The following is a 24,068-nucleotide window of genomic DNA, read 5'->3' as shown; positions in this document are numbered from 1 at the left end:
CATGAAAGTCGAGTGTAATCAGCGGCTCAGGTTGCGAACAGGCCTGAATTTCCTTTGACAGTCGCAAGGGTCGTCCCTAGAATGCTGCGCCTATGTTGAATGACCCGATTCCACCTCACGTTGACCCGCGCAAATTAGCTGATCGTGGCACTACTCTTCAGGGAGAGATGCTGCTGGCTGATTTGGAGAGACTCTGCGACCCGCTTGCTGACAATCTCGGTACGGTGCAGGCGAAATTCGTTTTTGAGCGTGACGAGCAGCGCGCTGTGGTTATCCACAGTGCAATTGACGTCGAAGTCAAAATGGTTTGCCAGCGTTGTCTTGAGCTGGTCACCTTTCCTATCCACAGCGAATGCAGTTATGCGGTGGTGAAGGAGGGTGCAAACACCCAGTCGTTGCCGAAAGGCTATGACGTGCTGGAACTCGGCGAAGATCCCATGGATCTGCTGGCTTTGATCGAGGATGAGCTTCTGCTCGCCTTGCCCATTGTTCCAACTCATGATCCGAAAGAATGCCAGCCGCCGGCGGACCTCAACGAGTCCGAGCCGAGCGAGGACGAGGTAACGCGGTCCAACCCGTTCAGTGTATTGGCGCAGTTAAAGCGTGACCCAAACGTTTAGGAGTTAATCAATTATGGCTGTTCAGCAGAACAAAAAATCCCGCTCTGCCCGTGACATGCGTCGTTCTCACGACGCTCTCGAGGCTAGCACTCTGTCTGTAGAAAAAACCACCGGTGAAGTTCACCTGCGTCACCACGTATCGCCAGAAGGCGTATACCGTGGCCGTAAAGTGATCGACAAGGGCGCTGACGAGTAATTTCTTGTCTGCTCCGGTCATCGCGATCGACGCAATGGGCGGGGACTTCGGTCCCCGCAGCATTGTTCAGGCCTGCGTCGCCTGCCTGCTTGCTAGCCCCTCGCTAAACCTGACCCTTGTTGGTCAATCCTCCCTTCTTGAAGACCTCATCGCACGCCACTCCGGTGTCGATCGCTCGCGCCTGCACGTTGTGCACGCCGGTGAAATCATCACCATGGACGAGCGTCCGTCCCAGGCCTTGCGGGGCAAACCTGATTCGTCGATGCGTGTCGCGTTGGGGCTTCTCGCCGAGGGCAAGGCCCACGCCTGTGTCAGTGCAGGCAATACCGGTGCGTTGATGGCGCTGTCCCGATTCGTGTTGAAAACCTTGCCGGGCATCGACCGCCCGGCCATGGTGGCAGCAATGCCGACCCGGGGCGGTTATTGCCAGTTGCTGGATCTGGGTGCGAACGTCGATTGCACCGCCGAGCATCTTTATCAGTTTGCCGTGATGGGTTCGGTGGCGGCCGAGGCGCTGGGCGTAGTGCGACCCAGAGTCGCACTGCTGAACGTCGGCACCGAAGACATCAAGGGCAATCAGCAGGTCAAGCTGGCTGCCGGTCTGTTGCAGGCTGCGCCGGGGCTGAACTACATCGGTTTTGTCGAAGGCGATGGTCTGTATCGGGGTGAAGCGGATGTCGTGGTCTGTGACGGCTTCGTCGGCAATGTGTTGCTGAAGTCCAGCGAAGGACTGGCGCTGATGATTGGCGAGCGTATCGAGGGGCTGTTTCGCCGCAACGTGCTGTCGCGGCTGGTGGGGTTGATGGCAATGCCTGTGCTCGGCCAGCTCAAGACCGACCTGGCCCCGGCGCGTCACAACGGTGCCAGTTTTCTCGGGCTGCAGGGCATTGTGGTGAAGAGCCACGGCTCGGCCGATGCCCAGGGTTTCCAGAGCGCAATACAGCGGGCACTGATCGAGATTCAGGAAAACCTGCCCCAGCGCTTGCGCGGTCGTCTCGAGGATCTGCTTTAGGGCTTCGACGCGAGTCTTGGGCTAGAATGTGACGCCTGTGACCGCGTGGTCATCCAACTGTCCACCGCAACACATTGAATTACCTCGCGTTCGGCCCGCCGGACGCTCATTTTGACGAGAATAATCAGGGGCTTGTTAATGTCTGCTTCCGTCGCATTTGTCTTTCCGGGCCAGGGCTCGCAGTCCCTCGGCATGCTGGCCGAGCTGGGCGCGCAGCATCCGCTGGTGCTGGAGACGTTCAAAGAAGCTTCCGCTGCTCTGGGCTACGACCTCTGGGCGCTGACCCAGCAGGGCCCGGAAGAGAGCCTCAACCAGACCGATAAAACCCAGCCTGCCATCCTCACCGCATCGATTGCCTTGTGGCGTCTGTGGCTGGCGGAAGGCGGCGTGCGCCCTGCGTATGTCGCCGGGCACAGTCTGGGTGAGTACAGCGCACTGGTCGCAGCCGGTAGCCTGACCCTTGCCGATGCGGTGAAGCTGGTCGAGCGCCGGGGTCAGTTGATGCAGGAAGCCGTGCCTGCGGGGCAGGGCGGCATGGCGGCCATTCTCGGCCTGGACGATGCGGTGGTCATTGCTGCCTGTGCCGAAGCGGCTCAGGGCGACGTGGTCAGCGCGGTGAATTTCAATTCGCCCGGACAAGTCGTGATTGCCGGCGCCAAGGCCGCCGTGGAGCGCGCCATCGAAATCTGCAAGGCCAAGGGTGCCAAGCGTGCCTTGCCGTTGCCGGTGAGCGTGCCTTCGCACTGCGAGCTGATGCGCCCGGCGGCGGAACGCTTCGCCGAGTCGATCGCTGCCATTGACTGGCAGGTGCCTCAGATCCCGCTGGTGCAGAACGTCACCGCGAGTGTCGTGTCCGACCTCGGTACGCTGAAAGCCGATCTGCTGCAGCAGCTCTATAAGCCAGTGCGCTGGGTCGAATCGATCCAGACCCTGGCCGCCCAGGGCGCCCTGCAACTGGTCGAGTGCGGCCCGGGCAAGGTTCTCGCCGGATTGAACAAGCGTTGCGCCGATGGCGTGGCCACCCACAACCTCAATACCCCAGACGCCTTCGCCGCCGCTCGTGCGGCGCTGGCCTGATTAGGAGACGCCTGCATGAGTCAGGGTAAAGTTGCACTTGTCACCGGCGCGAGCCGTGGCATTGGCCGGGCGATCGCCCTTGAGCTGGGTCGTAACGGCGCCATCGTCGTGGGCACGGCGACTTCCGAGTCCGGTGCCGAGAAAATCACCGCTTATTTCAAGGAAAGCGGCATCGAAGGTTTCGGTCTGGCGCTGGACGTGGGCAGCGACGAATCCGTTGCCGCCGCGCTCGCCCAGATCACCGAACGCGTTGGCGCGCCGTTGATCCTGGTCAATAACGCCGGTATCACCCGTGACAACCTGATGATGCGCATGAAGGATGACGAGTGGCACGACGTCATCAACACCAACCTGAGCAGTCTGTTCCGCCTGTCCAAGGGCGTCCTGCGCGGGATGACCAAGGCGCGTTGGGGCCGGATCATCAGCATCGGCTCCGTGGTGGGTGCCATGGGCAACGCAGGTCAAGTAAACTACGCAGCCGCCAAGGCGGGTCTGGAAGGCTTCAGCCGTGCCCTGGCACGTGAAGTAGGGTCGCGTGCAGTGACGGTCAATTCGGTGACGCCGGGTTTCATCGACACCGACATGACCCGCGAGCTGCCAGAAGCGCAACGTGATTCCCTGACGGCCCAGATTCCTCTGGGCCGACTGGGGCAGGCAGAAGAGATCGCGCATGTTGTCGCTTTTCTTGCCTCGGAAGGTGCAGGCTACGTGACCGGGGCTACAATCCCCGTTAACGGCGGCATGTACATGTGACCGGTCGTATCGAAAAAATGTCATACGGGCTGTCTAAAATCCGTTATAAAGCTGAAATCTTTTAAGGGGCAGAAGGCTGTCGGGCGTAGCGGGAATTGCGTTTAGCTTGAAATGCGCAAAACCTCTTCTATACACTTACCCATCGGCCAGCTGCCTGAATTTGTCCACTAGGAGTTAAAACACGGTATGAGCACCATCGAAGAGCGCGTCAAGAAAATCGTTGCCGAACAACTTGGCGTCAAGGAAGAGGAAGTCACCAACAGTGCTTCCTTCGTTGAAGACCTGGGTGCCGACTCCCTTGATACCGTTGAGCTGGTAATGGCTCTGGAAGAGGAATTCGAGACCGAAATCCCTGACGAAGAAGCCGAGAAGATCACCACTGTTCAAGCGGCTATCGATTACGTTACTGCCCACCAGGCGTAAGATTTTGTAATCGTAGTTTGCTGTCCTGGAGAAACCGCACTGCCCCTGGCGTGCGGTTTTTTCTTTGAATAGGGCAGCGTTTCATCAATAGAAGAAAGGAGAGTCCTGTGTCGCGTAGACGCGTCGTGGTCACCGGTATGGGTATGCTGACGCCTTTGGGCACGGATGTGCCGAGCACCTGGCAAGGCATTCTGGCTGGCCAGAGTGGCATTGGGCCTATCGAACACACGGACCTGTCCCAATACACCACCCGCTTTGGCGGTTCGGTCAAGGGATTCAATGTCGAGGAATACCTGTCGGCCAAAGAGGCCCGCAGACTCGATCTGTTCATTCAGTACGGGCTGGCTGCCAGCTTTCAGGCCGTGCGCAACTCCGGTATCAAGATCGACGACACCAATCGCGAGCGCGTCGGCGTGGCGATGGGATCAGGCATCGGGGGCCTCACCAACATCGAGAACACCAGCCGGCTGATGCATGAGCAGGGGCCGGGCAAGATCTCCCCGTTCTTCGTACCGGGTTCGATCATCAACATGATTTCCGGGTTCCTGTCGATCCACCTCGGCGCACAGGGCCCCAACTACGCCATCGCCACCGCCTGCACCACGAGCACGCACTGCATCGGCATGGCCGCGCGCAACATCGCGTACGACGAAGCCGATGTGATGATCGCCGGCGGCGCTGAAATGGCGGCCTGCGGCCTGGGCATGGGCGGCTTCGGCGCCTCGCGCGCGCTGTCTACCCGCAACGATGAGCCGGCGCGCGCCAGCCGTCCCTGGGACAAGGGCCGCGACGGCTTCGTGCTGTCCAACGGTGCTGGCGCCATGGTCCTCGAAGAGCTCGAGCACGCCAAAGCGCGTGGCGCGACCATCTACGCCGAGCTGATCGGCTTTGGCATGAGCGGCGATGCGTTTCATATGACCTCGCCGCCGGATGACGGCGCCGGTGCCGCGCGCTGCATCACCAACGCGCTGCGCGATGCCAAGATTCGTCCCGAGGACGTGCAATACATCAACGCCCATGGCACCTCCACGCCTGCGGGCGATCTGGCCGAAGTCAGCGCCATCAAGAAGGTATTCGGCGAGCACGCCTACAAACTGGCTGTCAGTTCGACCAAGTCGATGACAGGCCACCTGTTGGGCGCCGCCGGGGCCATCGAAGCGATTTTCAGTGTGCTGGCGATCAAGGATCAGGTCGCGCCACCGACGATCAACCTCGACGAGCCTGATGAAGGCTGCGACCTGGACTTCGTTCCCCACGAACCGCGGAAAATGCCGATCGACGTGGTGATTTCCAATTCCTTCGGCTTCGGTGGCACCAACGGCTCGCTGGTCTTCCGCCGGTACGCCGAATGACCGTGAGCTGGATCGATGGCCTTACAGCTGACTCCCTGGCCGTCAAGGACCGGGGGTTGGCGTACGGCGATGGTCTCTTCGAGACTGTCCTTGTAAAGGCCGGACAGCCATTGCTCTTCCAGCGTCATTTGCAGCGTCTGGCACTGGGTGCTCAGCGCCTGGCGTTGAACCTCGATCTGGCATTGGTCGAGGAGGAGTGCTGCCGCTTCGCCGCTCAATTGGGTGAAGGCGTGATGAAACTCATCGTCACCCGTGGCGACGGCGTACGTGGCTATGCACCCGCTGCGGACGCACAGCCGAGACGCATCCTCCAGGCAAGTGCGCTGCCGGTGTATCCCGAGGCCCATGCAGAGCAGGGCGTCAAACTGTTCGCCTGTCAGACCCGTCTCGCCGAACAGCCGCTGCTGGCCGGGCTCAAGCACCTCAATCGCCTTGAGCAAGTGCTGGCCCGTGGGGAATGGCAAGGTGCCGAGTACGCCGAAGGGCTGATGCGGGACGTGTCGGGGCGGATCGTCGAGGCGGTCTACAGCAATCTGTTTATGGTCAAGGGCGGGGTGTTGCTGACGCCGGACCTGCGCCGCTGTGGCGTGGCTGGTGTGATGCGGGCCGAGATTCTGGCGCTGGCGGAGCGCGAGAACATGCCGGCCCGCGAGCTGGAGCTGCAAATGTCCGACCTGCAAAAGGCCGATGAGGTGTTTGTCTGCAACAGCGTGTACGGCATCTGGCCGGTGCGCGGCGTCGAGCATCTGAACTGGCCGGTTGGGCCGCTGACCCGTAAACTCCAACACCTTGTTCGCGGGCTTCTGGATATCTGATTCGTGATCCGAAAATTACTCGTCTTGCTGGAAACAGGTGTGGTTCTGGCAGGGCTATTGCTGGGACTGGCTTATTGGGAGCAGAGCAGCGTGCTGCGGCAGCCACTCAATCTGACCCAGGAAAAACTGCTGGATGTGCCGTCGGGTTCTTCGCCCACCGGCGTGCTGAATCGGCTGCAGGCCGACGGCGTCATCAAGGATGCATTCTGGCTGCGGCTGTACTGGCGCTTCAATCTGCAAGGGCAGTCGCTGCACAGTGGCGAATACCGTATGGCGCCAGGCATGAACGCCGAGTCACTGCTCGATCTCTGGCAAAAAGGCGAAGTGGTTCAGTACAGCGTCACCCTGGTGGAGGGCTGGACTTTCCGTCAGGTGCGCGCGGCGCTGGCTAAACAGGTCAAGCTGGAGCAAACGGCGAGCGATCTCAGCGACCCGGAGCTTATGGCGAAGCTGGGGCATCCGGACGTCTTTCCCGAAGGCCGGTTTTTCCCGGACACCTATCGCTACGTGCGCGGCATGACTGACGTCGAGTTGCTGAAACAAGCCTACAGCCGCCTGGATGAAGTGCTTCAGGAGGAATGGGAGAAGCGTGCTGCCGATGTGCCGTACTCCGATCCTTACCAGGCTCTGATCATGGCGTCGCTGGTGGAAAAGGAAACCGGTGTGCCCCAGGAACGCGGCCAGATTGCCGGTGTGTTCGTGCGTCGCTTGCAGCAGGGCATGTTGCTGCAGACCGATCCGACCGTCATTTATGGCCTCGGCGACCGGTACAACGGCAAGATCACCCGGGCGTTGCTGAAGGAGCCTACGCCGTATAACACCTATGTCATCTCCGGCTTGCCGCCAACGCCGATCTCCATGGTCGGGCGTGAGGCGATCCATGCGGCGATGCACCCGGTGGCCGGCAACAGCCTGTACTTCGTGGCGAGAGGGGACGGCAGTCACGTGTTCTCCGCCGATCTGGATGCGCACAACGCGGCGGTGAAGGCGTTCCAGCTCAAGCGTCGTGCGGACTACCGCTCCAGCCCGGCGCCTGTCGATGCACCGGCGCTGCCCGTGGACGCCGTCGATAAGCCCGCGTCCGAGCAGCAGCCCACAGATCCGAAACCTGCTGATGTGCAGCCAACAGAATCCAAAGCGGCAGAACCCAGGGACGCAGAGCCGGGCGCGAGCGAGCAACCGCCGAAGCCGCAGACGGACGCTGAGGCTCCGTCGACCCCGGCCAGTGACCCCGGCCAATGACAACCGCGAGCACACTCGCCATGAATCTCACCAAGGACTGCCCGTGACCGGTTTGTTTATTACCCTGGAAGGCCCCGAAGGCGCGGGCAAAAGCACCAACCGCGAGTACCTGGCCGAGCGCCTGCGCAGTGAAGGCATTGATGTGGTCCTGACCCGCGAGCCCGGCGGTACGCCATTGGCCGAGCGCATTCGCGAGCTGCTGTTGACGCCCGGCGGCGAGCAGATGTTTGTGGATACCGAGCTGCTGCTGATGTTCGCCGCCCGCGCGCAACACCTCGCTGGCCTGATTCGCCCGGCGCTGGCGCGGGGTGCCGTGGTGCTTTGCGACCGATTCACCGATGCCACGTACGCGTATCAGGGAGGCGGCCGAGGCCTGCCCATCGAGCGCATCGCCGTGCTGGAAGATTTTGTCCAGGGCGCGCTGCGTCCGGATCTGACCCTGGTGTTCGATCTGCCCATCGAGATAGGCCTGGCCCGCGCATCCGCCCGTGGTCAGCTGGACCGTTTCGAGCAGGAGGGCCGAGCGTTCTTCGATGCCGTGCGCAGCACCTACCTGTCGCGCGCCGCCGCGGCACCCGAGCGTTATCGCCTGGTGGACGCGGCGCTGCCGCTGACCGAAGTCCAGTCGTCCCTTGATGGGCTGGTTCCCGAACTGATTGCTCTGCTGGCGGCTCGCCGGCATGGCTGAGGCTTATCCCTGGCAGCACGGCCTGTGGCAGCAATTGGCAGGCCGCAAGCAACATGCTCACGCCTACCTGCTCCACGGCCCGGCCGGCATCGGCAAGCGGGCGCTGGCCGAGCGTTTGATGTACCTGCTGTTGTGCCAGCACCCGACAGGCCTTGAGGCGTGCGGCCAATGCAAATCCTGCTCGCTGCTGGCGGCCGGCAGTCACCCCGATCATTACGTGCTGGAGCCTGAAGAGGCCGACAAGGCGATCAAGGTCGATCAGGTGCGCGACCTGGTCAGCTTCGTGGTGCAGACCGCGCAAATGGGCGGGCGCAAGGTGGTGCTGATCGAGCCGGTCGAGGCGATGAACATCAACGCCGCCAACGCTCTGCTGAAAAGTCTGGAAGAGCCTTCGGGCAACACTATTCTGTTGCTGGTCAGCCATCAGCCGAGCCGGCTGCTGCCCACGGTCAAGAGCCGCTGCGTGCAACAGGCGTGTCCGCTGCCCAGCGACGCCATGAGCATCGCCTGGCTGGCCGATGCACTGCCAGATTGCGACGAGCAGGAGCGTGTCGATCTGCTGACCCTCGCAGCAGGTTCGCCGTTGGTCGCAGTCAAGCTGCACGCCCAGGGTGTGCATGAGCAGCGGGCGCTGGTGGTGGAGGGCGTTAAAAAGCTGCTCAAGGGCCAGCAATCGCCGACTCAACTGGCCGAAGGCTGGAAAGACATTCCGCTGTTGTTGCTGTTTGACTGGTTCTGCGACTGGTCAAGCCTGATCCTGCGCTATCAACTGACCCAGGACGAAGAGGGCCTGGGCCTGACCGACATGCGCAAGGTCGTGCAGTATCTGGCGCAGAAATCGTCCCAGCGCAATGTGCTGGCGATTCAGGACTGGGTGCTGCTGCAGCGCCAGAAGGTCATGTCAAAAGCGAACCTGAACCGGGTTCTGTTGCTCGAAGCGTTATTGGTGCAGTGGGCAGGCCTGACCGGACAAGGTTAGACTGGCCCTCTGCATGGCATCATGCATTGCCTGAGGAAACGAGATGAGCGTGCCACCGAGTCCAGGTCCGCGTAACGGCATCCTGTCCCTGACCATCAAGGACAAGTCCGTCCTGTACGCCGCATACATGCCATTCATCAAGAACGGCGGCCTGTTCATTCCCACCAGCAAAAGCTACAAGCTGGGCGATGAAGTGTTCATGTTGCTCAACCTGATGGACGAGCCTGAAAAGATTCCGGTCGCGGGCAAGGTCACCTGGATCACGCCGAAGGGCGCTCAGGGCAACCGCGCCGCAGGCGTTGGGGTGCAGTTCAACGACGGCGACAACACCGCGCGCAACATGATTGAAAACTACCTGGCCGGAGCCCTGAAATCCGACCGTCCTACCCATACGATGTAAGTTGCCCCTGCCGCCATGCTTGTAGATTCCCATTGCCACCTCGACCGCCTCGACCTCAGTGCCCATGACGGCTCCCTCGACAACGCGCTGCATGCGGCGAGAGAGCGGGGCGTCGGGCACTTTCTGTGCATCGGCGTCAGCGCCGAGAATGCCGGTGCCGTGAAAGCGCTGGCTGACCGCTACGACGACGTTGATTGCTCGGTCGGCATCCATCCACTGGACCTCAAGCCCGGCGAAGCGCCTGCGCTGGAGTGGCTGCTCGGCGAGCTGAATCATCCGCGCGTCGTGGCCATCGGCGAAACCGGTCTGGATTATCACTACGAACCCGAGGCTGCCGAGTTGCAACAGGCCTCGTTCCGGCTTCATTTGCAGGCCGCCAACGTGACCGGCAAGCCGGTGATCGTCCACACCCGCGGCGCGCGGGCCGACACGCTGGCGCTGCTGCGTGAGGCCGCGTTGCCTCAAGCCGGCGTGTTGCATTGCTTCACCGAAGACTGGGACATGGCCAAAGCCGCGCTGGATCTGGGGTTCTATATCTCGCTGTCCGGTATCGTCACCTTCCGCAACGCCGACGCGCTCCGGGACGTCGCCAGCAAGGTGCCCGCCGACCGGCTGCTGGTCGAGACCGACTCGCCGTACCTGGCGCCGATCCCGTATCGGGGCAAGCCCAACCTGCCGCAATACGTGCGTGAAGTGGCCGAGTTCCTGGCGATGCTACGTGGCGAGACGTACGAGCGTTTTGCCGAACAGACCAGCGAAAACTTCAAGCGGCTGTTCCCGCTGGCGCGCGTTAAAAGCTGATCCCCCGTGTACAGCGCCGCTTGCCAGGCCCCGAGCGCTGCGCAAATCGCGGGCAAAAAAAACCCGGGTTCTGGGGGGTGAATCCGGGTTAAGACCATTAGGAGTAAAACAAAGACACGCTATCCATTGGTGTCCTTGCCAACGCTGGCACTTGGGGGAGATGCTGCGTTGGCGAATATAAGTATTGGCTATAATCCGCAGGCGTCCAGCCGACCGCTGTACGATTTTTAAACAGTTTTGGAATACCTGACGCGCTGCTGATACCGCAATCCCACTGATGTCCCGAATTTCTGACCACTCAGGCCATCCCGCCAAAAAAGAGACTGGTGGGGCACTTTGCGTTTCGTTTTAGCGTACTGGCGGCTAAATCCGTCAGAAAACGGATACAGGTCGGATGATCCGTGCATTCTGCTGCGGGATAGGCATAATGTGCCGCTTCCGATTCCCGAATCCACAGTCCCCTCCTATGCAGAAAGAACCTCGTAAAGTCCGTGAGTTTCGCCGCCGTGAGCAGGAGATCCTCGACACCGCGCTCAAGCTTTTCCTCGAACAGGGCGAAGACAGCGTCACCGTCGAGATGATCGCGGACGCCGTGGGTATCGGCAAAGGCACCATCTACAAGCATTTCAAATCCAAGGCCGAGATTTATCTGCGCCTTATGCTCGACTACGAGCGGGATTTGAACGAGCTGCTGCATTCGGCGGATGTCGACAAGGACAAAGAAGCGCTGTCCCGCGCCTACTTTGAATTCCGTATGCGCGACCCCCAGCGCTATCGCCTGTTCGACCGCCTGGAAGAGAAAGTCGTAAAAGGCAATCAGGTGCCGGAGCTGGTCGAGGAGCTGCACAAGATCCGCGCTTCGAACTTCGAACACCTGACCTTGCTGATCAAGGGACGGATTTCCGAAGGCAAGCTCGAAGACGTCCCTCCGTACTTCCATTACTGCGCCGCCTGGGCGCTGGTGCACGGCGCGGTGGCGCTGTACCACTCGCCGTTCTGGAGCAATGTCCTTGAAGATCAGGAAGGTTTCTTCCAGTTCCTGATGGACATCGGTGTGCGCATGGGCAACAAACGCAAGCGGGATATTGATCATGGGCACGAGACCAAACCCGGCGCTCAACCCGACCCCGCTGCTGAGTAAAGCGAAGCCACGCAAACCCGATTCCGCGAGCTAAGCCTTCTCCAGGTCCGACATGGCGCAAAAGCTGCATTAACCGGCCATTCGCCGGTTTTCCGTCGCCGGACTTTGGAGATAAACATGCGTAGCCTGGTTTTACTGCTGGCTCTACTGGCGTTGAGTGGCTGCATGCACGTCAGCGATCTGGCACAAGGCGCTCACGATGAACTCAGTGACGCCGGGCTGCTGGATCACAGTTCGACCCGCCGGTTGAACAACTTTCGCGTGCAACCTGACTCGTTCATCTATATCGCCCAAGGCGCCTTTGCTCCCCCGGGCAGCGCCTACCCGCGTCCCAACGTCGTGGCCGAAGAAGCCTTCAACGGTTTTATCGAATACTTCCCGATGGTCCGCCGCGCCCGCGCCCCGGAAGGTCTGGATGACGCGATGACCGAGGCTCGGGCTGCCGGCGCGCATTATCTGCTGTACACCCGTTTTGCCAAGGCTGATGACCGCATCGGCACGTTTGACGAGTGGTCGGATCAGGAAGCAGTGGACCGTCTTGGCATCGACAACGGCGTCATACAGCTGATGCTGATCGAAACCAACACCCGCTACCTTATCGATTCGGCCCGCATTCACCTCCGTGGTGGCCTGCTGACGTTGTACGACACCAAGCCCGAGGATTTGCTAGGACCCCCGATGGAAGCTTACGCTCGGGGTTTGCTGGGCGTCGAAGCCCGCTGAGGAGTGGCGTATGAGTGGGCAGGACAAAGCCAACGATCTGTTGGCCCAGATTGCCAGGAGCGGCAAGGGTTTGCCGCCTGTGCACTTGTGGAACCCGGATTTCTGCGGTGACATCGACATGCGCATCGCCCGTGATGGCACCTGGTTCTATCTGGGCACGCCCATTGGTCGCAAGCCGATGGTTCGGCTGTTTTCCACCATCATTCGCCGTGACGGCGACGATTATTTCCTGATTACCCCAGTCGAGAAGGTTGGCATCAAGGTCGACGACGCGCCTTTTGTGGCGGTGCTGCTGGACGTTGAAGGCAGTGGGGAGTCGCAGTTGTTGCGGTTCACCACCAATGTCGAAGACGTGGCAGAGGCGGGGGCTGAACATCCGCTGCGTATCGACCTCGATCCGCAGACCCAGGAGCCAGCGCCCTATATCCGTGTGCGCAACAACCTCGAAGCGCTGATCCACCGTAATGTCTTCTATCAGCTGGTTGACCTGGCTGTCGTGCGGGAAATCGACGGCCAGCGCTGGCTGGGGGTGTGGAGCGGTGGCGAATTTTTCCCCATCGGTCTCGAGCCCTGATCGGCCCCTGTCAAACTGGCTATCCGCTTGCGCCCAATTGCCTGACTACCACAGGGCAGTTAAAGTGCCGCCCCCCGATTTTTCCTGAGGTTTTTCCATGAGTCAGTCCTTTGATATCGCCGTGATCGGCGCCACCGGTACTGTCGGCGAAACCATCGTCCAGATTCTCGAAGAGCGCGACTTCCCGGTTGGCGATTTGCACCTGCTCGCCAGCGCCGAATCGGCCGGCAGTTCAGTGCCGTACCGTGGCAAGAACGTCCGCGTGCGTGAAGTCGACGCCTTTGATTTCAGCAAGGCGAAGATCGCATTCTTTGCAGCAGGCGCCACGGTGACCCGCAGCTATGCCGAGCGCGCCACCGCCGCCGGGTGTGTGGTGATCGACCTGTCCGCCGGATTGTCCGTGGAGCAGGCACCCAATGTAGTGCCCGAGGTCAATGGCTCCCGCCTGGCTGATCTGACCAAGCCGCAGCAGGTGGCATGCCCGAGTTCCAGCGCAGCCGCCCTCGCGCTGGTGCTGACGCCGTTGCGCGCACTGCTGAACCTCGAGCGGATCACCGTGACGGCGTGCCTGGCGGTGTCGAGCATGGGCCGAGAGGGGGTCACCGAACTGGCTCGGCAGACCGCCGAGCTGCTCAATGTTCGCCCGCTGGAGCCGAAGGTGTTTGACCGGCAGATGGCGTTCAACGTGCTGGCCCAAGTGGGCAAGCCTGACGCCGAGGGTCATGTGCCATTGGAAAAACGTTTGGTCAGCGAGTTGCGCGAGTTGCTCTCGCTGCCTTTAATCAAGGTCGGTGTGAGTTGCATCCAGGTGCCGGTGTTCTTCGGCGACAGCCTGAGCGTGTCGGTGCAGGCCCGCGAGCCGGTCGACATCAAGGCGGTCAACGCCGCGCTCGAAACGGCCGAGGGCATCGAGCTGGTTGAGCCCGGTGATTACCCGACGCCGGTGGGCGACGCCGTAGGACAGGATGCTGTTTATGTAGGACGTTTACGCGGGGGCGTCGACGACGGTTGTGAGCTGAATTTCTGGGTCACGCTGGACAATGTGCGCAAGGGCGCAGCGTTGAACGCTGTGCAGGTGGCTGAGTTGTTGATAAAAGATGTTGCGTAAAAGATACTTGCCCACAATTCGAAGAATCATTCTAGCTGCGGCGTGTCGATACGCCTTACACCCGAGCAGGCATTATCTTCGCGATTGCCGGGGAAATTTCAAACAAGGGATGGGCTATGGTTCAGGTTCGTAAACTCGTTTTAGCAATCGCTGCGGCTTCGGCGCTGTCATCGGGAATGGCACAAGCGCTCGGCCTCGGCGGTCTGACCGTGAAGTCGACCCTGAATCAGCCGTTGTTGGCCGAAATCGAGCTGACAGAAGTGCAGGACCTCAATGCCTCCCAGGTGGTGCCGAGTCTGGCGACCTCTGCGGAGTTCGCTCAGGCCGGCGTTGGCCGGGTGGCGATTCTGGATGACCTGACCTTTACCCCGGTCGTCAATCCCGGCGGCAAGAGTGTGTTGCGCATCACCTCCACCAAGCCTATCCGCGATCCCTACGTAAAATTCCTCGTTCAAGTGCTCTGGCCCAACGGCCGGGCGCTGCGCGAGTACAGCCTGTTGCTGGACCCGCCAAAATTCTCGCCACAGGCCGCTGCGGCCGCCGCGCAATTGCCGTCGACCGCACCGAGCGTCGCACCTGCCCCGGCACCCGCCGCCGAGACGCCAGCCGTTGCGCCTTCGACACCCGCTCCAGCGCCTGCCCCGGAACCCAAGTTCACCCAATACACCACCGCTAATAACGACACGCTGTGGGAAATTGCCGCGCGCGTGAAAAATGGCGGCACTGTGCAACAGACCATGCTGGCGATTCAGGCGTTGAACCCTGATGCGTTTATTGCCGGCAACATCAACCGCCTGAAAAAAGGCCAGGTGTTGCGTTTGCCGTCGCCGCAGGAATCAACCGCGCTGGCTCAGCCTCGCGCGGTGGCCGAAGTGGCCGAGCAGAATCGTGCCTGGCGCGAAGGCCGACGCCTGCCGAGCGGCGCCCGTCAGGTCGATGCCACCCGTCGCGACCGTGCGGGCGCAGCGCCGTCACAGATCGACGCCAAGGACAACCTCAGCCTTGTCTCTGCCAATAAGGCTGGAGCGAAAGGCAAAGCCAGCGACAACGCCGACATCAGCAACCAGCTGGCGACTACTCAGGAAAGCCTGGACACCACGCGTCGGGACAATGCCGAGCTGAAGAGCCGCATGACTGATCTGCAAAGCCAGGTCGACAAACTGCAGCGCCTGATTCAGCTGAAGAATGACCAACTGGCGAAAATGCAGGCGTCCGGCGCAGCGGTTCCGCCGCCCATTGATGCCCCCAATCCTGCCAATCCCGCTGTCAGCCCCAACAGCGTGACCAACCCCAACAACGCCGCCAACCCGGCGATGCAGGCCCAGGTGGTGCCGAATGCAGCGGCGCCTGATGTTGCCGGGAAGGCACCTGACGAAATCGCGCCCGAAGACGCATTGCCGGTTGACGGTGCGGCGGTGACCAGTGCAACGCCTGATCAAGCGCTGATCGTACCGACTGAGCCGGTGGTCGATGAAGACAACCGCAGCGCCCTCGACAAGATCCTCGCCAGCCCGATGCTCATGGGCCTGATCGGTGGCGGCGCGCTGTTGGTCTTGCTGCTGCTTCTGTTGCTGATGGCTCGCCGACGCAATGCGCTGATCGAAGCCGAACGGCATCGCCAGATGGCGCGTGCGTTGGCCGAAGAGTCGGACTTCGCGTCCGACATGGATATGCCTGCCAGCAGCTTTGAAGGCCTGGAGGCGCCGGTGCCCAACGCAAAGACGCCGCCGGCGCCGGCCGTCGCCGAGCCGGTCCGCGAGCACCCGGCTGACGCGCTCGTTCAGGCCGAAATCCACATTGCCTACGGCCGGAGCAATCAGGCTGCTGCCGTTCTTGAAGAGGCCATCAAGCATGAGCCGCAGCGCAGCGATCTGCGCCTCAAGCTCATGGAGGTCTATGCCGAGCAGGACAACAAATCCGGGTTTGTCGCGCAGGAGCGGCAACTGGTGGCCACGGGAAAGAACCACGCTGAAGTCGAAGAGCTGAAATCCCGCTATCCGTCCATGGCAGCAGCAGCTGCGGCGGTAGCAGGGGTGGCGGCCACAGCGGCTTTGGCGGCGGAAATGGACGCAAAATACGTCGAGGACCTGCTTCACGACGAAGCTGAAGTCGCGGCGCAGCCTGCTCCGGTGGCAGAAACAGTGACCGAAGTGCCGTTGGACGAAGAGTTCGACAACGCCTTTGACCTGAGCCTTGATGATCTGGACAGCGAATCGCCTGCTGCTGCGCCGACCCGCGCTGCGGCACAGGACACCGCTGCCCTCGACGATCTGGACCTGGATGCGCCGTTTGCCGGATCGGCGTCTGATGACCTGGACTTCGACGCGATTCTGCGCGAACAACAGGCGACATCCGGCCCTGCTGAGCCCGCCGACCTGGACGATTTCGACCTCAACCTGGCGGAAGATCAGCCGGCGTTGAAGGCCGAAGACGATTATTTGCTGGGGATGGAGGACGATCTGCGTGATCTGCCCCCGTTCGAACAGCCTGCATCGTTGGGCGCCGACAAGCCGGGGCCGGAAGACGACATTGAGTTGCCTGCCGATTTCGACCTCTCCCTGGCGGACGAGATGGAGACCGAGCAAGCGTCCGAGGCATTTGCGTCCGAGATCGACGACGTCAATGCCGAGTTGGACCGTCTCTCCCAGAGCCTGGAACAGCCGCCGATTGCCAAGCCGTTCGACACCGCGTTGGACAAGCCGGTGGACGCGTCGCCGCGTTTCACTGAAGACGATGCGCTGCTGGCGGATGACGAGCCGGAATTCGATTTCCTGTCCGGTACCGATGAAGCGGCCACCAAGCTGGACCTGGCCCGGGCATACATCGAGATGGGTGACGCCGACGGCGCTCGCGACATTCTTGATGAGGTGGTGGCCGAAGGTGACGATGGCCAGAAGACGGAGGCGCGGGACATGCTGTCGCGCCTCGTCTGACGGTATACACCGCTGCAAAAAAACGACCGCTTCGGCGGTCGTTTGCGTTTCCGGGTCGGGCCCTTCGGCTTTTCGCGTGCGTGCGGGTTCACCAGCGCTGCCGATGGCGTCTTTTTTTTCGATCCGTATAATGGCCGCCCTTGCGCACATCGACAGGCTTTAAGCTCTTGGCAACTACAGACACCGAGGCAGAAACAGCGGCAGCCGAACTGGCGGCCGAAGGTTTTTCCAGAATCGCCCTGGGCGTGGAATACAAGGGCTCGCGCTACAGCGGCTGGCAGCGCCAGTTGACCGGTGTGCTGACCGTCCAGGAAACGCTGGAAAACGCCCTGTCGAAAGTTGCGGATTCGCCGGTGTCGCTGATGTGCGCAGGGCGCACCGATGCCGGTGTGCACGCGTGCGGTCAGGTGGTGCACTTCGATACCCAGGCCGAGCGCAGCATGAAAGCCTGGACCATGGGCGCCAATATCAATCTGCCCCATGACATCAGCGTGACTTGGGCCAAGGTCATGCCCGCGCATTTTCACGCGCGCTTCAAGGCCATCGCCAGACGTTATCGCTATGTGATCTACAACGATCAGATCCGTCCGGCGCACCTGGGCCAGGAAATCACCTGGAACCATCGCCCGCTGGATGCCGAACGCATGGCGCTGGCGGCCGAGTATCTGGTCGGCACCCACGATTTCAGCGCGTTCCGTGCCGGTCAATGCCAGGCCAAATCGCCGATCAAGCAGCTTCATCATTTGCGCGTCACCCGCCACGGCAAGATGATCGTCATTGATGTCCGCGCCAATGCCTTTCTGCATCACATGGTGCGCAACATTGCCGGTGTGCTGATGACCATCGGGGCAGGGGAGCGGCCAATCGAGTGGGCGAGGGAGGTGCTGGAAAGTCGGGTCCGACGCACCGGCGGCGTGACGGCTCATCCTTTCGGCCTGTATCTGGTTCAGGTGGAATACCGCGACGAGTTCCCGTTACCGGATCGCTACATCGGCCCGCATTTTCTCACCGGCTTCACGGAACTGGACGGCTGACGCGGGTGACTGCATTTGCTACCATCCGTGACTTTCGCAAGGCTTGAGGTCTCCACTACATGTCAGCCGTTCGCAGCAAGATCTGCGGGATTACCTGCATAGAAGATGCGTTGGCCGCCGTTGACGCGGGAGCCGATGCCATCGGGCTGGTGTTTTACCCCCCAAGTCCGCGCTTCGTGACGGTCGAGCAGGCCCAGGCAATCGTTGCCGCGCTGCCGCCGTTCGTCAGCACTGTCGGCCTGTTCGTGAATGCAGAGCGCGCTGACTTGAAAGCCCTGCTCGATGTCGTTCCCCTCGACCTCATTCAGTTTCACGGCGATGAAACCCCGGAGCAGTGCGAAGGCTATAGCCGCCCGTACATCAAAGCGCTGCGTGTCCAGGCCGGCGACGACATCGCGGCCACTTGCGATGCTTACGCCAACGCTTGCGGCATCCTCCTCGACACCTATGTCGCCGGCATTCCGGGCGGGACGGGGGAAACCTTCGACTGGGCGCTGATTCCAAAACATTTGAGCAAGCCGGTGATCCTCGCCGGCGGGCTGACCTCGGCCAACGTTTCCCAGGCCATTGCGCAGGTGCATCCCTACGCCGTGGACGTGAGTGGCGGGGTGGAGAAATCCAAAGGCCTGAAGGATCACGACAAGATCCGTGCGTTCATGAGTGCAGTACACGGCGCCTAGGTCGTTTGCCCGGCAACATCGGCTGGGATGTGACGGCGGACCAACGGTCGCCGTCCACTAGCCTGCCATCCGCTGATGCGCGTGGCCGAATTGATTGAGCGAAGACGTCTTGCGTCTCGTGATGGAAGTTGAGAGGGGTGTTTGCGAGTGTTGTCTCGGCAGGTCAGGCTTCGCGCCGATCGTTGTACGGCATTTCGCGGCACCTTACATGACATTGGTTTAAGGGCATGCGCATGGCACCTATTGCCATCGCGTTCGAGCCATCGGTACTGGAGAAAGAAAGCATGAGCAACTGGTTGGTAGACAAACTGATCCCTTCGATCATGCGTTCCGAGGTCAAGAAGAGCTCGGTGCCCGAAGGTCTGTGGCACAAGTGCCCGTCCTGCGAAGCGGTGCTGTATCGCCCGGAGCTGGAAAAGACCCTGGACGTCTGCCCGAAGTGCAACCACCACATGCGCATCGGCGCCCGCGCCCGTCTGAATATCTTCCTGGACGCCGAAGGCCGTCAGGAGATCGGCGTTGATCTGGAGCCGGTGGACCGTCTGAAATTCCGCGACGGCAAGAAGTACAAGGATCGCCTCGTCGCGGCACAGAAGCAGACCGGTGAAAAGGACGCGCTGATTTCCATGAGCGGCACCCTGCTGGGCATGCCGGTGGTGTGCAGCGCATTCGAGTTCTCCTTCATGGGCGGCTCGATGGGTGCGGTGGTGGGTGAGCGCTTCGTGCAAGCTGCCAACTACGCGCTGGAAAACCGCTGCCCGATGATCTGCTTCGCCGCATCCGGCGGTGCGCGCATGCAGGAAGCCTTGATCTCGCTGATGCAGATGGCCAAGACCTCGGCCGTTCTGGCGCGTCTTCGTGAAGAGGGCCTGCCGTTTATCTCCGTGCTGACCGACCCGGTCTACGGCGGTGTTTCTGCCAGCCTAGCGATGCTGGGCGACATCATTGTCGCCGAGCCAAAGGCCCTGATCGGCTTCGCCGGCCCTCGCGTCATTGAGCAGACCGTGCGCGAAAAGCTGCCGGAAGGTTTCCAGCGCAGCGAATTCCTGCTCGACCACGGCGCGATCGACATGATCATTCACCGTCAGGAACTGCGTCAGCGTCTCGGTAACGTATTGGCCCAGATGATGGGGCTGCCGACGCCGAAATTCGTGGCGCCGACAGTTGAGCCGATCGTTGTACCGCCTGTTCCGGCGAACCTATGACCGCACGCTCGTTGAGCGACTGGCTCAGCTATCTGGAACACCTGCACCCGTCGGCCATCGATATGGGATTGGAGCGTTCGCAGCAGGTGGCAGCTCAGATGGGCCTGACCCGGCCGGCGCCCAGAGTGATCACGGTCACCGGCACCAACGGCAAAGGCTCGACCTGCGCATTCGTTGCTTCCTTGTTGCAGGCCCAGGGCCTGAAAGTCGGCGTTTACAGCTCGCCGCACCTGCTGCGCTACAACGAGCGTGTGCAGGTGCTGGGCGTCGAAGCCACCGACGCCGCGCTGTGCGCGGCGTTCGAGGTGGTCGAGCGCGGCCGCGGCGACATTTCCCTGACCTATTTCGAAATGGGCACGCTGGCAGCCTTCTGGCTTTTCGAGCAGGCCGGGCTGGATGCGGTCGTGCTGGAAGTCGGTCTCGGCGGGCGGCTTGATACGGTCAATCTGATCGACGCCGACATGGCGCTGGTCACCAGCATTGGCGTTGACCACGCGGAATTCCTCGGCAATACCCGTGAGACCGTGGCCTTCGAGAAGGCCGGGATATTCCGTGAGGGACGGCCTGCACTGTGTGGCGATCTTGATCCGCCGCAGCCGTTGCTCGACAAAGCGCAGGCACTGCATTGTCCGCTGTCGCTGCGCGGTCGCGATTTCAATCTGCAGATCAACGCGACGGGGTGGGACTGGTCGGGCACTGATGCACAGGGCCGCACAATCGAACTGCATTCGCTGCCGTTACTCGACCTCCCCATGCAGAACGCCGCGCTGGCGCTGCAGGCTTACCTGCGGCTGGATTTGCCGTGGGATGGGTCGACCCTTCGCGATGCGCTCGTCAATACGCGCGTCACCGGTCGCCTTGACCGTCGCAGCGTCGACTGGCAGGGGAAATCCCTAAGCCTGCTGCTGGACGTGGGCCACAACCCCCATGCAGCAACGTTTCTCGCCCAGCGCCTGAATCAGCGACCGGTGGCGGGCAAGCGTCTGGCGGTGTTCGGTTTGCTCAGTGACAAGGACCTGCCGGGCGTTCTGGCGGAACTGAGCGAGACGTTCAGCAGTTGGGCCGTCGCACCGCTGCCAACGCCGCGCAGCCGTCCGGCGCAAGAGATCGAACAGGCGTTGCAGAACCTTGGCGCTCGCGTGACGTCTCACCCGAGTATCGCGCTGGCACTTGAAGCTCAGTGCGCCCACGCGACAGCCGACGACGAGATTGTTCTGTTCGGGTCTTTTTACTGCGTAGCCGAAGCCCTGGAATGGCTTGCTGGCGCGTCACGGAGGAAGTGACACATGGCTTTGCTGGATAAAGCGTACAAACAGCGGATGGTTGGGGCATTGGTGCTGATTGCCATCGCGGTGATTTTTCTGCCGATGCTGTTTTCGCGTCAGGACGAAGCCCGCCGTGTTCAGGTCGATGCGCCTGCCGCGCCGCAAGCGCCGGCCACCTCGCAGATCAAGGTCGAACCCGTCAGCGTGCCTGAACAGCAGCCATTGCCGCAGGAGCCGGTGCCAGGCGATGACGAGCTGACGCAGCCTGCTCAGTCCGCGCGTCCTGCCCAGCCCGTTCAGCAGCGCACCAGTCAACAGCCGCCGTCCATGCCCATTGCCCCTGCGCCTTCCAAGCCTGTGGCTGCTGCGCCGAAACCCGTTCAGACCGCGCCCGCGAAGCCTGCTCCGGCACCGACGCCGGCACCCGCTCAAGCGGCAGCGCCTGTCACACCGGCAGCCGAGACCAGCCGGGTCGATGCCAATGGTTTGTCGGTCACCTGGGCGGTACAGCTGGCGAGCCTTTCCAACCGCGCCAATGCCGACAATCTGCAGAAGACGTTGCGCACTCAGGGCTACAACGCCTACATCCGCACCTCCGATGGCGTGAACCGCGTCTTCGTCGGCCCGGTGATCGAACGCGTCGAAGCTGATCGTCTGCGTGACACGCTGGAAAAACAGCAGAAGATCAAAGGCATCGTTGTGCGTTTCCAGCCGGAGCGTAAGTAAGCGTCCCCGGCCGACGCCTTCCCTTGGTAGGACCGGCTTCAGCCGGGAAGGGGCTCGATCTGACGTCATCGATTTCGGGTTTAACCCCGGCCGATCCCCAACAAAGTCCAATAGTTCGCCTTAAATGCCCTTCATCCGCAATCGCTGCTTACCGGCAGGCGAGTGCTCTGCTAAAATCCGCCGCCTTATCAGTCTGTAGGCTGCGACGTGTCATTTACTCCGGTTGACTGGGCGATCATTGCAATTGTCGCCATCTCCGCTTTGATCAGTCTCAAGCGCGGCTTCGTCAAAGAAGCATTGTCCTTGCTGACGTGGATCATCGCAGGTGCCGTCGCCTGGATGTTTGGCGGATCGCTGGCCCAGTATCTGGTCAACTACATCGAAGCACCTTCGGCGCGCGTGATTGCGGGCTGCACCATTCTTTTCGTCGCCACACTGCTGGTCGGCGCCATGGTCAACTTTCTGATTGGAGAACTGATTCGCGTCACCGGGCTGTCCGGGACCGATCGTTTTCTGGGCATGGTCTTCGGCGCGGCGCGCGGAGCCTTGCTGGTTGTCGTTGCGGTCGGGCTGTTGAGCCTGGGCCCGGTGCAACAGGATCAATGGTGGCAGCAGTCGAGGCTGCTCCCGCAATTTGTCATGGTCGCTGACTGGTCGAAAAACCTGATTCTCGGGATGTCCAGCAAGTGGCTAGCCAGCGGAGTCAGCGTACCTGTTGACATCCCGTTCAAGGATCACCTCCTGCCGCCTACAACGCCGCCGGAAGTGCTCGGTAAATCCAGTTCCACTAAGTAGGGGTTGTGTCGCATGTGTGGCATCGTCGGTATCGTCGGCAAGTCGAACGTCAATCAGGCGCTTTATGACGCGCTCACCGTCCTCCAGCACCGCGGCCAGGACGCTGCCGGTATCGTGACCAGCCATGACGGCCGGTTGTTTCTACGCAAGGACAACGGTCTGGTTCGTGACGTGTTCCACCAGCGCCATATGCAGCGCCTGGTCGGGCACATGGGCATTGGTCACGTACGTTACCCAACGGCGGGCAGCTCGACGTCGGCCGAAGCCCAGCCGTTCTACGTCAACTCGCCTTACGGCATCACCCTGGCGCATAACGGCAACCTGACCAACGTCGAGCAACTGGCCAAGGAGATTTACGAATCCGACCTGCGCCACGTCAACACCAATTCCGATTCCGAAGTGCTGCTCAACGTGTTCGCCCACGAGCTGGCCGTGCGCGGCAAGTTGCAGCCGACCGAAGAAGACATCTTCGCGGCCGTCACTGACGTGCATAAGCGTTGCCGTGGCGGTTACGCGGTCGTGGCGATGATCACCGGTTACGGCATTGTCGGCTTCCGCGACCCGGATGCCATCCGCCCGATCGTCTTCGGTCAGCGTCACACCGACGAAGGCGTCGAGTACATGATCGCGTCCGAAAGCGTTTCCCTGGACGTGCTCGGTTTCACCCTGATTCGTGACCTCGCCCCGGGCGAAGCGGTGTACATCACCGAAGACGGCAAGCTGCACACCCGCCAGTGCGCCACCAACCCGAAATACGCCCCGTGCATTTTCGAGCACGTCTACCTGGCGCGTCCTGATTCAATCATCGACGGCATCTCGGTCTACAAGGCGCGTCTGCGCATGGGCGAGAAGCTGGCCGACAAGATCCTGCGCGAGCGTCCTGATCACGACATCGATGTGGTCATCCCGATTCCGGACACCAGCCGTACGGCGGCGCTGGAACTGGCGAACCACCTGGGCGTGAAATTCCGCGAAGGCTTCGTCAAGAACCGCTACATCGGCCGCACGTTCATCATGCCGGGCCAGGCCGCGCGGAAGAAATCCGTGCGCCAGAAGCTCAACGCGATCGAGCTGGAATTCCGTGGCAAGAACGTGATGCTGGTGGATGACTCCATCGTTCGCGGCACCACGTGCAAGCAGATCATCCAGATGGCCCGCGAAGCCGGCGCCAAGAACGTGTATTTCTGTTCCGCGGCCCCGGCTGTGCGCTTCCCCAACGTCTACGGCATCGACATGCCGAGTGCCCACGAGCTGATCGCTCACAACCGTTCCACCCAGGACGTGGCCGACCTCATCGGTGCCGACTGGCTGGTCTATCAGGACCTGAATGACCTGATCGAGGCGGTGAGTGGCAGCAAAAAGATCAAGATCGACAACTTCGACTGTTCGGTCTTCGACGGCAAGTACGTGACCGGTGACATCGACGAGCACTACCTGAACAAGATCGAGCAGGCGCGCAACGACGCCTCCAAGGTCAAGACTCAGGCGGTGAGCGCGATCATCGATCTGTACAATAATTAATCCAG

At 61.4% G+C, this 24,068-nt stretch carries 24 protein-coding genes and 1 pseudogene; all 25 read left to right on the top strand.

The window, feature by feature from the left end; genetic code table 11:
• Positions 1-92 precede the first annotated feature (92 nt).
• Complete coding sequence (locus tag QWI18_RS08380; protein WP_065993122.1) at positions 93-620, top strand: YceD family protein; 528 nt, start codon at positions 93-95, stop codon at positions 618-620.
• 13 nt (positions 621-633) lie between these two features.
• On the top strand, positions 634-816 hold the full coding sequence (gene rpmF, locus QWI18_RS08375; protein WP_003179396.1) for a 50S ribosomal protein L32: 183 nt from the start codon (positions 634-636) through the stop codon (positions 814-816).
• A 4-nt stretch (positions 817-820) separates the two neighbouring features.
• A complete protein-coding gene (gene plsX, locus QWI18_RS08370; protein WP_369318610.1) occupies positions 821-1,828 on the top strand; it encodes a phosphate acyltransferase PlsX in 1,008 nt (335 codons plus the stop codon).
• 138 nt (positions 1,829-1,966) lie between these two features.
• Positions 1,967-2,905, top strand: coding sequence for an ACP S-malonyltransferase (gene fabD, locus QWI18_RS08365; RefSeq protein WP_065993128.1), 939 nt, complete (start codon positions 1,967-1,969; stop codon positions 2,903-2,905).
• Between the two features lie 15 nt (positions 2,906-2,920).
• Positions 2,921-3,658, top strand: coding sequence for a 3-oxoacyl-ACP reductase FabG (gene fabG, locus QWI18_RS08360; RefSeq protein WP_065993130.1), 738 nt, complete (start codon positions 2,921-2,923; stop codon positions 3,656-3,658).
• A gap of 186 nt (positions 3,659-3,844) precedes the next feature.
• Positions 3,845-4,081, top strand: coding sequence for an acyl carrier protein (gene acpP / locus QWI18_RS08355; RefSeq protein WP_016973676.1), 237 nt, complete (start codon positions 3,845-3,847; stop codon positions 4,079-4,081).
• Between the two features lie 107 nt (positions 4,082-4,188).
• Positions 4,189-5,433 (top strand): beta-ketoacyl-ACP synthase II, encoded by a 1,245-nt coding sequence (gene fabF / locus QWI18_RS08350; protein WP_065993132.1) that lies wholly within the window; start codon positions 4,189-4,191, stop codon positions 5,431-5,433.
• On the top strand, positions 5,430-6,248 hold the full coding sequence (pabC, locus tag QWI18_RS08345) for an aminodeoxychorismate lyase (RefSeq protein WP_369318609.1): 819 nt from the start codon (positions 5,430-5,432) through the stop codon (positions 6,246-6,248). The genes fabF and pabC overlap by 4 nt, the downstream gene beginning before the upstream one ends.
• 3 nt (positions 6,249-6,251) lie before the next feature.
• The gene (gene mltG / locus QWI18_RS08340; RefSeq protein WP_369318608.1) at positions 6,252-7,490 is read left to right on the top strand and encodes an endolytic transglycosylase MltG; all 1,239 of its coding nucleotides are present in this window, start codon (positions 6,252-6,254) and stop codon (positions 7,488-7,490) included.
• Positions 7,491-7,533: 43 nt separating this feature from the next.
• The gene (tmk, locus tag QWI18_RS08335; protein ID WP_369318607.1) at positions 7,534-8,178 is read left to right on the top strand and encodes a dTMP kinase; all 645 of its coding nucleotides are present in this window, start codon (positions 7,534-7,536) and stop codon (positions 8,176-8,178) included.
• Positions 8,171-9,157: a DNA polymerase III subunit delta' gene (locus QWI18_RS08330; protein ID WP_369318606.1), complete on the top strand. Its 987-nt coding sequence runs from the start codon at positions 8,171-8,173 to the stop codon at positions 9,155-9,157. Before tmk ends, QWI18_RS08330 begins: the two co-directional genes overlap by 8 nt.
• A 43-nt stretch (positions 9,158-9,200) precedes the next feature.
• The gene (locus tag QWI18_RS08325) at positions 9,201-9,557 is read left to right on the top strand and encodes a PilZ domain-containing protein (protein WP_065986393.1); all 357 of its coding nucleotides are present in this window, start codon (positions 9,201-9,203) and stop codon (positions 9,555-9,557) included.
• Between the two features lie 15 nt (positions 9,558-9,572).
• Entirely contained in the window at positions 9,573-10,358 is a 786-nt protein-coding gene (locus QWI18_RS08320) for a TatD family hydrolase (RefSeq protein ID WP_192136070.1), read from the top strand.
• Positions 10,359-10,824: 466 nt separating this feature from the next.
• The gene (locus QWI18_RS08315; protein ID WP_065986395.1) at positions 10,825-11,499 is read left to right on the top strand and encodes a TetR/AcrR family transcriptional regulator; all 675 of its coding nucleotides are present in this window, start codon (positions 10,825-10,827) and stop codon (positions 11,497-11,499) included.
• A gap of 117 nt (positions 11,500-11,616) precedes the next feature.
• Positions 11,617-12,222 (top strand): DUF4823 domain-containing protein, encoded by a 606-nt coding sequence (locus tag QWI18_RS08310; RefSeq protein ID WP_065986396.1) that lies wholly within the window; start codon positions 11,617-11,619, stop codon positions 12,220-12,222.
• Between the two features lie 10 nt (positions 12,223-12,232).
• A complete protein-coding gene (locus QWI18_RS08305; protein WP_369318605.1) occupies positions 12,233-12,796 on the top strand; it encodes a DUF1285 domain-containing protein in 564 nt (187 codons plus the stop codon).
• Positions 12,797-12,893: 97 nt separating this feature from the next.
• Positions 12,894-13,904 carry an aspartate-semialdehyde dehydrogenase gene (locus tag QWI18_RS08300; protein ID WP_369318604.1) on the top strand — a complete coding sequence of 337 codons (1,011 nt, stop codon included), beginning with the start codon at positions 12,894-12,896 and terminating at the stop codon, positions 13,902-13,904.
• Positions 13,905-14,020: 116 nt separating this feature from the next.
• Positions 14,021-16,837, top strand: coding sequence for a FimV/HubP family polar landmark protein (locus QWI18_RS08295; protein WP_369318603.1), 2,817 nt, complete (start codon positions 14,021-14,023; stop codon positions 16,835-16,837).
• Positions 16,838-17,046: 209 nt separating this feature from the next.
• A complete protein-coding gene (gene truA, locus QWI18_RS08290) occupies positions 17,047-17,871 on the top strand; it encodes a tRNA pseudouridine(38-40) synthase TruA (protein WP_065986413.1) in 825 nt (274 codons plus the stop codon).
• A gap of 59 nt (positions 17,872-17,930) precedes the next feature.
• Positions 17,931-18,551, top strand: coding sequence for a phosphoribosylanthranilate isomerase (locus tag QWI18_RS08285; RefSeq protein WP_192136084.1), 621 nt, complete (start codon positions 17,931-17,933; stop codon positions 18,549-18,551).
• 284 nt (positions 18,552-18,835) lie between these two features.
• Positions 18,836-19,756, top strand: a complete 921-nt coding sequence (gene accD, locus QWI18_RS08280) for an acetyl-CoA carboxylase, carboxyltransferase subunit beta (RefSeq protein WP_065986414.1) — start codon at positions 18,836-18,838, stop codon at positions 19,754-19,756.
• Positions 19,753-21,059, top strand: a pseudogene (folC, locus tag QWI18_RS08275) (bifunctional tetrahydrofolate synthase/dihydrofolate synthase). Before accD ends, folC begins: the two are co-directional and overlap by 4 nt.
• A complete protein-coding gene (locus tag QWI18_RS08270) occupies positions 21,043-21,747 on the top strand; it encodes an SPOR domain-containing protein (protein ID WP_296308549.1) in 705 nt (234 codons plus the stop codon). The pseudogene folC and the gene QWI18_RS08270 overlap by 17 nt, the downstream one beginning before the upstream one ends.
• Positions 21,748-21,954: 207 nt before the next feature.
• Positions 21,955-22,542 carry a CvpA family protein gene (locus QWI18_RS08265; RefSeq protein WP_065986402.1) on the top strand — a complete coding sequence of 196 codons (588 nt, stop codon included), beginning with the start codon at positions 21,955-21,957 and terminating at the stop codon, positions 22,540-22,542.
• 12 nt (positions 22,543-22,554) lie between these two features.
• The gene (purF, locus tag QWI18_RS08260) at positions 22,555-24,063 is read left to right on the top strand and encodes an amidophosphoribosyltransferase (RefSeq protein ID WP_065986403.1); all 1,509 of its coding nucleotides are present in this window, start codon (positions 22,555-22,557) and stop codon (positions 24,061-24,063) included.
• Positions 24,064-24,068 lie beyond the last annotated feature (5 nt).

This window comes from Pseudomonas sp. W2Oct36 (assembly GCF_041060465.1).
In the GTDB taxonomy this organism is placed as follows: domain Bacteria; phylum Pseudomonadota; class Gammaproteobacteria; order Pseudomonadales; family Pseudomonadaceae; genus Aquipseudomonas; species Aquipseudomonas graminis_B.
The sequence above is the reverse complement of the archived record's forward strand: the minus strand, read 5'-3'. Positions and strand labels throughout refer to the sequence as shown.